This is a genomic window from Flavobacteriaceae bacterium HL-DH10 (genome assembly GCA_031826515.1).
In the GTDB taxonomy this organism is placed as follows: Bacteria; Bacteroidota; Bacteroidia; order Flavobacteriales; family Flavobacteriaceae; genus Thalassobellus; species Thalassobellus suaedae.
Genome location: CP134536.1, coordinates 3,257,562 through 3,270,825 on the forward strand (window position 1 = coordinate 3,257,562; position 13,264 = coordinate 3,270,825).

General features: G+C 35.0%; 10 protein-coding genes. 6 read left to right on the forward strand and 4 right to left on the reverse strand.

The features are described from left to right. Positions 1–69: 69 nt before the first annotated feature. The 5 genes from RHP49_13755 to RHP49_13775 all read left to right on the forward strand — a co-directional run bounded on the left by RHP49_13755 (position 70) and on the right by RHP49_13775 (position 5,267). A complete protein-coding gene (locus tag RHP49_13755; GenBank protein WNH11954.1) occupies positions 70–792 on the forward strand; it encodes an alpha/beta hydrolase-fold protein in 723 nt (240 codons plus the stop codon). A gap of 6 nt (positions 793–798) precedes the next feature. Continuing rightward, a complete protein-coding gene (locus tag RHP49_13760; protein WNH11955.1) occupies positions 799–1,956 on the forward strand; it encodes a cytochrome P450 in 1,158 nt (385 codons plus the stop codon). 42 nt (positions 1,957–1,998) lie between these two features. After that, positions 1,999–2,313 carry a 2Fe-2S iron-sulfur cluster-binding protein gene (locus tag RHP49_13765; protein ID WNH11956.1) on the forward strand — a complete coding sequence of 105 codons (315 nt, stop codon included), beginning with the start codon at positions 1,999–2,001 and terminating at the stop codon, positions 2,311–2,313. Positions 2,314–2,429: 116 nt separating this feature from the next. After that, a complete protein-coding gene (locus RHP49_13770) occupies positions 2,430–3,677 on the forward strand; it encodes an FAD-dependent oxidoreductase (protein ID WNH11957.1) in 1,248 nt (415 codons plus the stop codon). An 18-nt stretch (positions 3,678–3,695) separates the two neighbouring features. Continuing rightward, complete coding sequence (locus RHP49_13775; protein WNH11958.1) at positions 3,696–5,267, forward strand: alpha-L-fucosidase; 1,572 nt, start codon at positions 3,696–3,698, stop codon at positions 5,265–5,267. Between the two features lie 94 nt (positions 5,268–5,361). On the opposite strand, the gene RHP49_13780 is transcribed toward RHP49_13775, so the two are convergent. Continuing rightward, on the reverse strand, positions 5,362–6,198 hold the full coding sequence (locus RHP49_13780; protein ID WNH11959.1) for a T9SS type A sorting domain-containing protein: 837 nt from the start codon (positions 6,196–6,198) through the stop codon (positions 5,362–5,364). Positions 6,199–6,463: 265 nt separating this feature from the next. On the opposite strand from RHP49_13780, the gene RHP49_13785 reads away from it, so the two are divergent. After that, the gene (locus tag RHP49_13785) at positions 6,464–8,617 is read left to right on the forward strand and encodes a T9SS type A sorting domain-containing protein (protein ID WNH11960.1); all 2,154 of its coding nucleotides are present in this window, start codon (positions 6,464–6,466) and stop codon (positions 8,615–8,617) included. 162 nt (positions 8,618–8,779) lie between these two features. On the opposite strand, the gene RHP49_13790 is transcribed toward RHP49_13785, so the two are convergent. The 3 genes from RHP49_13790 to RHP49_13800 form a co-directional block, all read right to left on the reverse strand. Continuing rightward, entirely contained in the window at positions 8,780–9,772 is a 993-nt protein-coding gene (locus RHP49_13790) for a T9SS type A sorting domain-containing protein (protein ID WNH11961.1), read from the reverse strand. 95 nt (positions 9,773–9,867) lie between these two features. After that, positions 9,868–12,099 (reverse strand): VCBS repeat-containing protein, encoded by a 2,232-nt coding sequence (locus tag RHP49_13795; GenBank protein WNH11962.1) that lies wholly within the window; start codon positions 12,097–12,099, stop codon positions 9,868–9,870. Beyond that, a complete protein-coding gene (locus tag RHP49_13800) occupies positions 12,041–13,228 on the reverse strand; it encodes a VCBS repeat-containing protein (GenBank protein WNH11963.1) in 1,188 nt (395 codons plus the stop codon). The genes RHP49_13795 and RHP49_13800 overlap by 59 nt, the downstream gene beginning before the upstream one ends. Between the last annotated feature and the right edge of the window lie 36 nt (positions 13,229–13,264).

Genomic DNA, 13,264 nt, shown 5'->3' on the forward strand with positions numbered 1-13,264 from the left:
ACTACAGAAATATCGGACCCACGTTTTGAGTCCAATAATTTGAGGCACATTACGGTAAAGAGTGAACACTTGAAAAACCGGGGCGATATTACGGTGTTTGTACCGCCTGGAGAGGGTTTGTCCAATTTGCCCATCGTCATTTTATTACACGGTGTTTACGGAAGTCATTGGATATGGTCCGAAAAAACTGGCATTCATTTAAAAATGAAAAGCTGGATAGAAGCAGGGAACATAGATCCCATGATCATTGCCATGCCGTCCGATGGCCTTTGGGGAGATGGTAGTGGCTATCTGCCTCTTGAAAATTTAGATTTTGAAACATGGATTGTTGAAGATGTACCCAATGCGGTTGTGGAATTGATTCCGCAGGCCAGTGATACATCAAAATTGTTTATTGCTGGTTTGTCCATGGGCGGGTTTGGTGCGCTGCGATTGGGCGTCAAATATAACGATACATTTTCAGGGGTTTCTGGTTTGTCGTCTATCACAACTATAGAAGATATGGCATTATTTACAGATGAAAACCTGTCTGCATATCATCAAAATGAAATAGAAAACGAATCGGTTTACGCCACTATTTTGAAACATAAAAACAAATTGCCCTCTTTTAGGTTCGATTGCGGTAAAGATGACCTTCTTATTGAAGGCAATAGAAAATTGCACCAACAGTTAACCGATTTGAACATTGAACACACCTATAAAGAAAATCCAGGAAAACACGAGTGGATATATTGGGAAACCCATATTAAAGAAACCATTCAGTTTTTTAACGCTATTTTAAACACTAAATAAAAACAGATGAAAAAAAGTGCACTTCCAGATCCGTTTGAAACCGCCAGAAATACTAAAGGCTACGGAGAAATGAACGATCAAAACGACCCAGTTACCATGATTTTGGGGCATAAGGATGTGCGCAAATGTGCGCATAATTGGAAAACGTTTCAATCGGGCGCCACACCGGGCCGTATTGTGGTGCCTTCGGAAGTCAATATCCGAGATACCCGCCAAATTCCTTTTGAAGTAGATCCACCAGAACACAAAGGCTACCGTGCCATCGTGGAACCTTGGTTTAAAAGGCCTTTAGAGGCTGATTATACGGCTGCTTTAACCAAGCAAATCAACGCCATTGTTGATGAAGTGCTTACCAAAGATGCCGTGGAAGTTGTAGAGGGTTTTTCATTACGTTTGCAGTCACGGGCGTTAACCTTGTTATTGAACACACCTTATGAAGAAGCAGAAACCTGGATCTCTTGGGGAACACATGTTTTTAGAAGCGAAGGAAATGCATTGGATGGAGAAAAGGCAAATATTCTCTATGATTATATAGATGAAAATATAAGTAAAGCCATTGAGAACCCAGGTAATGATTTATATTCCATGCTTTTAAAAGCTACCCTAGACGGTAAAAAACTAACCCGCGAAGAAATAAAAGGCGTTGTGGTTTTAACCTTTTCAGGAGGTAGAGATACTATTGTCAATGCAGTAACTAACGCTATTGCGTATTTTGCTGAACATCCAAAATCGCTTCTTAAATTAAAAAATGAACCAGAAATTGCTTGCAAAGCGGTTGAAGAATTGATTCGTTATTTTTCGCCATTAACCCATATGGGGCGTGTAGTTACAGGAGATACCGAAGTATGCGAACATGCAGTAAAAGCAGATTCTCGTATTTCTTTATGTTGGGCATCGGCAAATCGTGATGCTAGAGTATTTGAAAACCCAAATGAAGTTATTCTAGACCGAAAAATCAATCCACATGTTGGCTTTGGTTTTAGTCATCATAATTGTTTGGGGGCAACGCATGCAAGACAAATCATGAATATTTTGGTGAATACTTTGGCAGAGAAAGTGACGTCTATTGATATTATAGATTACAAAGAAAATATTGAAGATTTGGATGAATTTAAACGTAAAGTGGGTTATGATAAACTTACTGTTAAGTTTAATGGACAATAATCACCAAAAATATAGACGAATCACATTTTAATTAAAAAAATTATGGCAAAAATAACATTTATAACAACAGATAATAAAACGATTACTTTAGAAGGAACATCGGGTTCTGTAATGCAACTAGCAGTAGATAATAGCGTTCCTGGCATTGATGGCGATTGCGGAGGCGTATGTTCTTGTGCTACTTGCCACGTTCACGTAGCTCCAGAACATCAAACAAAAACTGGAGAAGCTACCGAGATTGAAACGGATATGTTAGAGCTAAACGATTACGCAAATGAGCAGAGTCGTCTATGTTGCCAAATTGAAATCAGTGATGCACTTGACGGTATCGTACTCCAAGTTGCAGAATCAGATTAATTAAATTGTCATTGCGAGAAAGAATGAAGAAGTAATCTGTCAGTTAATAAAAAGATTGCTTCTTAACTCAGAATGATAAAATGTACCTCCTTTTTAATTCAAAAAATTATTATTTAATGTCAGATATTCTTACTAAAGAATCAATTTGTGTCGTTATTGGCGCTAGTCATGCAGGAGTAAATCTCGCTTTTTCATTACGTAAAGAAGGTTGGGAAGGTTCTATTCTTCTTTTTGATAAAGATCCTGAAATTCCTTATCATCGTCCACCGCTTTCAAAAACATACCTAAGTAATGAAGAAGTGAATGTGTTGAAATCTGCTGAAAGCTACCAAAAAGAGAATATTAACTTGAATTTAGGGGTTTTAGTAAGGTCAATAAACCGAACAGATAAAACGATTATGTTAAGTGATGGTACTAATCAAGCTTATGATAAGTTAGTTTTAGCAACAGGGGCGCGTCCAATAATACCGCCAATTTCAGGAATAGAAACAGCAACTCATTTATATCCTTTAAGAACGGCAGAAGATGTTGGACATATTCGTAATGCGTTTCATACCAGTAAAAATAAACGTGTTGTTATTTTAGGAGGTGGATATATTGGTTTAGAAACGGCAGCTTCTATAAAAAAGTTAGGTGGAACGGTAACCGTTTTAGAACGTGAAACACGAATTCTGGCTCGTGTTACAGCCCCAGAAATGTCTGATTTCTTTATGAATTTGCATGCTGAAAACGGGGTAGAAGTGCTAACAGATAAAAATGTTACTGCAATAAATGGTACCAATGGTGTAAATATGGTTATTTGTACTGATGAATCTCAATTTGAAGCAGATATTATTGTTATAGGTGTTGGTATTCGTGTGAATTCAGAATTAGCAAACTCAGCAGGACTGGTTATTGAAAATGGTATTTTGGTAGATGAAACGGCATGCACCAACGACAAGGATATTTTCGCTATTGGAGATTGTACCTTTCATTATAATCCACATTACAACCGCCATGTACGCTTGGAATCTGTTCAAAATGCGGTAGATCAAGCTAAAGTGGCTGCGGCCGCCATTTGTGATAAACATCCCGTTTATAATACCATACCTTGGTTTTGGTCTGATCAGTACGATGCTAAATTGCAAATGGTCGGTTTGTCTGAAGGCTATAACGAAACTTTAATTAGAAAAGAAGAAAGCGAAAGTACTAAAATATCAATTTGGTATTTTAAAGATGATATATTGTTGGCAGTTGATGCCATTAATAACCCGAAAGCTTTTGTATTGGGAACTAAATTTATTAAAGACGGCAGCAAAATAGATAAATCTAAATTAGTGGATGTATCTGTTCCTTTAAAGCCAGATGAATTGTTATTTTTATAATTTAAAATCTATATCTAGATGAAAACAGAACATGCGCTTATCGTACTTGTTTGTTGCTTTATTTTGAATTCCTGTAAAGAGGAAAAAAGAGATAAGACAACTCAAGAATCGGAAACAGTAATTAATTACACTTCGGATTGGAAATCCTTAAAAAGGCACGAAACACCCGAGTGGTTTTTGGATGCTAAATTTGGAATATATTGCCATTGGGGCCCCTATTCCGTTCCTGAGTATGAAAACGAATGGTATGCCCATTGGATGTACGTCAACAAAGATAACCCTGAAGCTAAGGACGGAAAAGCGACCAAGTTTTATGAGCATCATGTAAAAACCTATGGAACATTAGATACGTTTGGTTACAAAGATTTTATTCCCATGTTTACAGCTGAAAAGTTTGATGCTGCTGAATGGGCTGAATTATTTAAAAATGCTGGAGCAAAATTTGCAGGCCCTGTGTCCGAACATGCCGATGGTTTTGCCATGTGGGATAGTGATTTAACAACTTGGGACGCCAAAGACATGGGGCCCAAACGGGATATCATGGGGGAACTCGCTGAGGAAATCAGAAAGCGAGATATGAAATTCATCGCTACGTTTCACAGGCATTGGTTATTGGGATGGTATCCGACTTGGGATGAAACAACAGATGCATCAAATCCAGAATATGCTGGTTTATATGGCCCAAAAATGAAAAAAGGCGATTTTCAATATCCACCAAATCCTCATGACATTGATGCAGGTATTGAAAAATATTACCCTTTAGCTGATGAAAAATTTAATAAAGAATGGTTAGCTAGATTAAAAGAAATTGTTGATAAATATGACCCCGATTTGGTGTGGTTTGATAATAAAATGGATGTAATTGGTGAATCTTACAGAAAAGATTTTTTAAGTTACTATTACAATCATGCTGAAAAAAATAAACAAGAGGTGGTTTCAACCTATAAATTTTATGACTTTGCAAAAGGGAGTGCCGTATTGGATTTAGAGCGGTCTAGGATGAGCGAAAAACAAGATTTTCCGTGGTTGACTGATGATTCCATCGATTGGAAATCTTGGTCACATATCAGTAACCCCAATTATAAATCAGCCAATAGGCTCATCGATTTTTTAGTGGATGTGGTAAGTAAAAATGGAGCCGTTTTGTTAAACATTACGCCCAAGGCCAATGGTGAAATTCCTGAACCTGTTAAAGAACGTTTATTGGAAATGGGCGAGTGGTTAAAGATAAATGGAGAAGCTATTTATGGCACACGACCCTTTAAAATTTATGGCGAAGGAAAAGCCCAAGTCGTTGAAGGGCATTTAAGTGAAAATCAAAATCCAAATAACACATCTGATGATATTCGTTTTACGACAAAAGGAGACATTTTATATGCCACCGTTTTAGATTGGCCAAAAAATAATAAGACTGTTATTTCAAATTTAAAACATGGAAGTGAATACTATGCCAAAACAATAAAAACTGTTGAGTTATTAGGTTATGATGGGAACATAGAATTTGATGTAAAAGCAGATGGGTTGCATATTTATTTACCAGAAAAACAGGTTGGCAAGCATGCTTTTGTGTTTAAGGTTTTATCGGAATAAACATTTACTGTACATTTAGTAACATGCCTTAAAATGGAAAATGCCTGCATTATTTCAATGCAGGCATTTTATTGAGAAAGATACGTTACTCTATTTAGTTTTTCACAAACTTAGCTTGTAAACCTGTATCGGTTTTTAAGAAATATAGACCAGTATTCAAATCAGATATATTTAATACTTTAGTATTGTTAAATGTCTTAACTGTTTTACCAATAATATCATAAATCCTAACAAAGTTGAATTGCTCTTTAGTTGAAATTGTTAATTTATTTGTTGTAGGGTTAGGATATACTGAAACATTAGTTAACTTAAAATCTTTAGCTCCTAAAGTTGCAGAAGAACTAGCAGAAACATCATCTATGTAGTAAGTTTCTCCAGCTCCGGCAACTGTACTGTCAAAACGAAATCTAGTAAAAGTATTAAATGCAGCTGGAGCATTAATTGTTACATCAGAATCTACAGGACTTCCAGGAGTTCCACTCAAATTAATTTCATACTCTACCCATGTATCCAATGGTATTGTAACAGTTTTATTTATAATAAAATTACCAGGATCAGGGCTGCCTATTTGAATTTGTATAGCAAAGGTTGTCTTATCTTTAGAACGGACTTTAAATTTGAAAAATCTAGTTGTATCCAAATTATAACTACCCAGTTCTGTAGTTCCATCATATTTTGCCTGTAAAGCATTCCATCCTCCACAGCCCGTGGTCTTAACATATTCAACACTGTTTCCTGTTCGGGTACCATCTGGGTCGGGCACTGATGTTACAGTGGGTTTTGTTGCTGCGCCAGGTCCAGAAGGTTCAAGTACAACGTCTGGTTTGGTTGCAGGAGTCGTAATTTCCATGTCAAAAATATCAATCTGTCCATGCATTGCAAAAGTTGCAAATAGAAATACTAAAGTTAATGTGAGTAATTTTTTCATCATATATAAAATTTTTGGATTAATGTATGATGTAAAAATATTATTGTTTTGAATCTTTAATATCAACACATGATTTTATTAATATAACATATGGTTTTATACATGTAAAAGTTTAAAAGTTTTGTTGGTTAAAGGTTTTAATTATAAATAAAGTATTAGGTCAACATATTTATTGAATTTAGACATAAGTTGCCTTAATAAAGCCTTATAAACAATAGATTGGGTAGTTTAAGCCTTAGTTTTATTTTAAATCTAAAAAATATTTAAAATGAATAAAATTCTACAATTTTTATGCCTTATTATTTTACCATTAAATGCTATGCTTTTTGCACAAAACGTATATGTGGCAACCAATGGTAACGACTCTAATGATGGTTCTATTGGGAGCCCATACAAAACATTTAATAAAGCTATTTCGGTAATGTTTGCAGGAGATGTTTGTATTATAAGAGGTGGTATTTATGAGGAAAAACTCCTAGTAAACAAAAGCGGAAGCGCAGGAAACTATTTAACCTTTAAAGCGGCTAGTGGTGAAAATGTAGAAATCAGAGCCACTTCTCAAGTAAATGGGTGGCAATTACATGCCGGGAATATTTATAAGGCGAATGTAAATATGACTATTACGAGTAGGTATCGTGCAGTTTTTCATAATGACGAATTTATGGATTTGGCAAGATGGCCAAATAACATAGATAATAATCGATGGACTGTTAATTCTATACCTGTAACTGGCGGAGATGGGTCGCATTTTCTTGCCAGTGGTATTCCTAATATTGATTGGACTGGCGGCTTGGTTTATTACCTTGGAGCACATTCTGGAACAAGTTGGACAAGAACCATAACCAGTAGTACAACATCTAGAATAGACCATACAGGAGTAAATATTAACACTTGGCCTTTTAATCCACATAATCCTGGAGTTTGGAGAAACTATCCAAACAATAATAGAGGACAACTCTATTTATTTAACAAATTGGAAGCATTAGATTATGCCAGAGAATGGTATTATGATAGCGCTACTCAAACACTTTATTTTCAATCTGCTAATGGCACTATGCCCATAGATGGCGAAGTGGAGTTTACAACCGAAAGATATGCAGCGGAATTAAACGGGAACTATATACAAGTAGAAGATATTGATTTTTTTGGAGGAAGCGTACTAATTAAAGGAACTAATAATAATTTTGTGAACAATGCCATTACACATGGCACGGCATTACACGATGATTTAACCAACACTTCTGCAAATATGGGAAATGCTGCACTAGAAGTTAGAGGAGCAAACACATGGGTTAAAGGCTGTACCATAAACCATAGTTCTGCAAATGGCATAACTGTAGAAAAATGGTCTGGCGCACATAACTCAACTATAGAAGAAAACTACATAAGCAATATTGATTATTTAGGAATACATACCACACCAATACGTTCGCTAGCCGATAATGTTAAAGTATTAAAAAACACCATTGTTAATGCTGGAAGAGACGGTATGTATGTGAGTGGAGATAATTGTGAAGTAGCCTATAATGATGTGTCTTTTTCGGAATTGATAAATAGTGATTCAGGTGTGTTTTATACGGTAGGAGGAGCGACTTTAAAGAATACAGAAATACACCATAACTGGTTTCATGATGCTACTGCACCAAGCTATTCCCATGAAGTTGGCGGGCCTGGGAAAGCAGCAGGTATTTATTTAGATAATAACAGTAAAGGATATACAGTTCATCATAACGTGGTTTGGAATGTGTCTTGGAGTGGTTATCAGGTGAATTGGAATAATACTGATTTGGACTTTTTCCATAATACCATTTGGGATGCCGAACGTGCCATGGATTCATGGGTAAATGGCTATGCGCAACAAAACAATAAAGTATATAATAATTTTGCGAGTACGGGAACTTGGTTTGCAGGTAATGGACCAGCAGAGTTTGATATACAGGATAACTTGATAACCGCCGTTTCTCCTTTTGAAGATGCCAATAATCTGGACTTTATGCCAAAGTCGGGTAGTGTCGTGGTAGATCAAGCCATGGTTATTTCTGGGTTTGTTAAACCTTATAAGGGCAGCGCGCCAGACATAGGAGCCTATGAAAGAGGTGGCACGATGTGGACTGCTGGCGTAAATGCTATTGAAGATACAGGAGAACCACTTAGCGTTTCAGAATTTGACGTGGCTACGGGTTTAAAAATATACCCTAATCCAACAAGTGATTTTTTGAATATTGGATTTTCAGATAATCAAAATCTTGATAAAGCTTCAGTAGAAATTTATTCTATAATGGGAAACCTTTTGAAATCTATTTCATCTAAAGAAATAACAGCGAGTGCAGCCATTCCTGTACAGGATTTATCAGCAGGGATTTACTTGATAAAAGTAACATCTCAACAGGGTACTTATACAGGTAAATTTGTAAAGAAGTAATAAAGGGCTGTTCATTATAAAAATTTATTACTATCAATTCAAACTAGAAATTACATTATAACAAAACACCAGAGAAATTATCTTCTCTGGTGTTTTGTTTATTTGAAAGTGTGAATCATATAGTGATAAGTGATAAGCTTCACGTGATTCTTAAATATTTAATTATTGTTTAATGAATTTAGCTTGTAAACCTGTATCGGTTTTTAAAAAGTACATCCCATTAGAAAATTCTGAAACATTAAGTAATTTAGTTTCTCCAAATGTTTTAACTGTTTTTCCAGTTAGGTCATATACCGAAATCGACTTATAACTAGATTGTGTCGAAATAGTAATTAAATCCTTGGTAGGGTTTGGATAAACCGAAACTTTATTAATTTCAAAATCTTTTGTTCCTAAAGTTGCTACAACATTTATTTTTGCAGTAATATTATTAGCTCCGCCACCAGAGTATTGAGAAAATACTCCCGCTTGAGTTCCAGCCACAAGGAGTCCGCCTCCAAAATACCCCCAAGATAATGTCATAGAACCATTAGGTGTAGTTACATCAAATGATGTTCCAGCAACTTGTGCGCCTCCAGCATCTTTTAATTGATTAAAAATTTTCGATGCAGGTGTAGTCACAGTCAGGTTAGACCAAGTTACTTCGTATGGTAAAACACCATAACCATATCCAGGTTGATTAGGTGCGCCCTCAGAAGTAATCTCAGTTGGTAATGAGCTATAAGATATTGTCGGTACTACTGCTTCAGTAATTGTTACAACTTGCGTAGCATTTGGAAAATCTCCAGCGATAGTTCTTTTGTATGAAACCACTAAACGATATTCTCTGTCAGCAGGTAAATCTGCCGTTGGTGTTAAATCAGATGGAACAGTCATAGGAGCCGATTCAACATTTGACCCAGCTGTAATCCCATTTTTGTTCACACTTCCGAATGCAATTTGACTAACGTAGTTGTTGGTTGTTGTATCGTAAAGTCTTAATACAAAAGCAAGGTTGTTTTCAACACTATCCGGAGATATAGCATCAAAAGAACCGAACATAGTAAAAACTTCTCCTTGTTCTAACGAAGCTGGAGCAGAATCTACAGTTACAATTTGTGAATAGGTAAATGAGGTTGTGATCAGGGCGACCAGTAATAGTAATTTTTTCATCATAATTAAAAATTTATATATTTAGTTAATGATGTAAACTTAAAGGGGTTACCTCCTTTTAATTGAGTGACATGACTTTTTTAGTATAACATATGGTTTTACTTGTTTAGGTGTTTAAAATCATCGTCAACAGTATAGATTTTGAGGGATTTGTTATTTACACCTAAGATAATACCTACACTATTATTGATTGTTTTTATTTGATTTATGGATTTAACGTTTGATGGTTCACAAAAACCACTTTCTAAATAGCTCAAAACATGGTAGTTTCCGTTTTTTGTTCCCAATAATACCCCCCCAATAGATTGGTCGGCCCTTGTAGTCTCAACTTCAACTTCAAACTTATTACCTGCTAATATAATATCAAGTATTCCATCATGGTTAATGTCTAAAATATCAATGCCGTTTATAACAGATAATTGGGCTTCCATGGGTAGTTTTTTAAGCTTCAATTTGCCATTGTCATTTTCTAGAATAATACTAGCAAATTCTTGTGCTTCATACTTTAGGGCTTCATTGGCAGTGTTGCCTATAATTTGTGTAATGTCTGCTTTGGCAAATTCATTATATGTTTTAAATTTTTTTGAAATATTTGGAATTTGTTGCGACGAGCACTCTTTTCCTCTTATAGGAACCACTCGGTCTTTATAATGTTTGGCTAAAAACACATCGTTGGTGCCATTTTGGTCAAAATCGCTAGCATATACAATAAATGGTTTTTCTGGACTCGCACTAAACTTATAATTCAAACCTAGATTTCCTATAATATAATCAGTATCCCCATCGGCATCCAAATCGGCAGCTTTTATTGTATTCCACCAGCCTCTAGTTTTATCTAAATTATAAGTTTTGGTAACGTTTTTAAAAATATTCTGTTCTTTTTTAAAAACAGTAATAGGCATCCATTCTCCAACAACAATAAGTTCATTTTGTTTATCACCATCTATATCGCTCCAAACTGCGGAGGTTACCATGCCTATTCTTGATAGTTTTGGTGCAAGAATTTCCGTTACGTCTGTAAATATGCCTTTATTGTTTTCTAATAAAAAACTTTTGGGTGCAAATGGGTAGGTTTTTGGAATGAGTCTACCGCCAACAAATAAATCTAAATCACCATCATCATCAAAATCTAAGGGGATAACACAAGAACCGCTTTCGATTAATTCTGGTAAGTCATTGGATTTGGAAAAATTGCCCTTACCATCATTCATATATAATCTATCTTGTAAAATAGGGGAGTAGGCATCAAATTCATTACCACCGCTTACTACGTATAGATCTAGATCCAAATCGTTATCAATATCAATAAATGTTGCACCAACATCTTCATGAGGAGCATCTTTTAAAAAGATACTCTGTTTTTTTTCTATAAAAGTGCCTGATTTAGTTTGAAGATAAATGACACTTGCTTGCTGACTAGCACCACCTACAAAAAAATCATCCAAACCATCGTTGTTTATATCACCTACGGTAATACATGGGCCGTTTTGCGATAGTTTATGAGGTAATAAAATTTGATCTTTAAAATCGTCATAACTATTTTCTTTATGAATAAATGGGGCTTTTAATACTTTGGAAGTAATGTCTTTTAACAATGTTTTTGTAATATCATTAATGTAATTAACATTTATAGCCGCTTTATAATTGATAGTTATAAGCTGATTTGCTTTTATGTTTTTTGAAATGCTTTTTTTTCCGTTATTCCAATCTACTTTAATAGAATCTATAGTTTCTGTTTTTCCTAAACCAAAGTGAACTAAAGGCTCTACAGAAGATAAATAACCTCTTACGGTTTTAAATTCGTGGTATTGCAATTTGTCGTTATAATAGATGCTCAATTTTGCACCCAAACCTGTCGTATTTTTTTCAGGACCAATAAGCTTGATTTTTAAATAATTATTTTGAAGATTTTCCGAAGTATTTTGATAAATAAAAGCTTTTGCATTCATGTTGTTTACTACGATATCCAAATCGCCATCGTTATCTAAATCGGCAACTGCCGCACCACTTGAGAAGCTGTTATGGTTAACACCCCATTCCTCAATTTTATTGGTAAAGGTTAGATCACTATTATTTTTAAATATATAGTTTGGTATTTTATTTTCATTAAATAAATTGATGATGTGTTGGGCATTCTGTTCGTTTGTGCTATTTCTAGCTTGCGGGCTTTTCATATATTCTCGAAACTTAACATTAGCGTCTTTATCCCATATATCTCTTTTAAAACCGTTGGTAATATAGATGTCTCGAAAGCCATCGTTATCAAAATCACTACCTAAACATGACCAGCTCCAATCGATCGGTCTTCGATAATCCCGAATATTGCCCAATATCGCTAAAAATGCCTTTTCCTCTGTTTAATTGCAGCATGTTGTGCATATATTGATAATGAAAACCATTTGTGGTCATGTCGTTAAACAGCTTGGTGTTCATTGATGCCATAGTGGTTTTGGAACGTTCATAATCTTCTGGCATCATTTCCAATTGCATAATATCTTCAAAACCATCATTGTTAAAATCGACAACATCAACGCCCATGGCATAAAATGGAATGTGGTTAAGCCGCGTTGTCAATTCATCTTTAAAACTATTTTTTCCTTGGTTGATGTACAGATAATCGCGTTCTAAATAATCGTTAGACACATATATGTCCGTTTTACCATCATTATTCATATCTGTGGTCGCTAACCCCAAACCGTATCCGAAATTATTTTTTATACCCGATTGAATCCCTACTTCTTTAAAATTACCATCGTTATTTATGTAAAGTTTGTCTCTAAAACGGCCATCTTGTTTTTCTTTTCCTATTAAAACCTGTTTATAACCCATAAAAAAGGTGTTGGGTCTATTGGTCAAGAACATATCTAAGTCGTTATCATTATCTGCATCAAAAAAAGAAGCCATAATCGAATAACCAGTATCGTCTAAACCATAGGCACTAGCTTGTTCTATAAAGGTTGCATCACCTTGGTTTATATAGAGTAGGTTAGAGCGGTCAGTATCTGTAGCTTGTTTGCCACCGCGGCATATATAAATATCTAAAAAACCATCGGCATTAACATCTGCCATAACCACCCCATTATGCCAGCCATTTCCTCCAGAAACACCAGCAGAATTAGTAATGTCTTCAAATTTAAAATTGCCTTTGTTTAAATAGAGTTTATTTGGAACTTCGTTTCCTGTAAAGTAAATATCAGATAATCCATCGTTATTTATATCTCCAATGGCAACCCCTGCACCATTATAAACATAATTAAAAACAGCAAAGAAATTATCAAAATTTTCTTCAATATGATTGTTGAAAGTGACGTTACTTTGATTTGAATCTATTAAAATAAATAGCGTATTATTTTCAACAGCACTGCTAGTTGAATTGGATTCGATTTCTGTTTCCAGTTTGTCTTGCTTGCAACTATAAACCAGTAAAATGATAACTATAATTTTTTTTGAAATACTCATAAGGAAAGGTACTGAAATTATTAAATTGAAAAAAGC

Coding starts and splice junctions, on each gene's coding strand:
- RHP49_13760 (WNH11955.1), top strand. CDS start 799: ATGAAAAAAAGTGCACTTCCAGATCCGTTTGAAACCGCCAGAAATACT.
- RHP49_13765 (WNH11956.1), top strand. CDS start 1,999: ATGGCAAAAATAACATTTATAACAACAGATAATAAAACGATTACTTTA.
- RHP49_13770 (WNH11957.1), top strand. CDS start 2,430: ATGTCAGATATTCTTACTAAAGAATCAATTTGTGTCGTTATTGGCGCT.
- RHP49_13775 (WNH11958.1), top strand. CDS start 3,696: ATGAAAACAGAACATGCGCTTATCGTACTTGTTTGTTGCTTTATTTTG.
- RHP49_13780 (WNH11959.1), bottom strand. CDS start 6,198: ATGATGAAAAAATTACTCACATTAACTTTAGTATTTCTATTTGCAACT.
- RHP49_13785 (WNH11960.1), top strand. CDS start 6,464: ATGAATAAAATTCTACAATTTTTATGCCTTATTATTTTACCATTAAAT.
- RHP49_13790 (WNH11961.1), bottom strand. CDS start 9,772: ATGATGAAAAAATTACTATTACTGGTCGCCCTGATCACAACCTCATTT.
- RHP49_13800 (WNH11963.1), bottom strand. CDS start 13,228: ATGAGTATTTCAAAAAAAATTATAGTTATCATTTTACTGGTTTATAGT.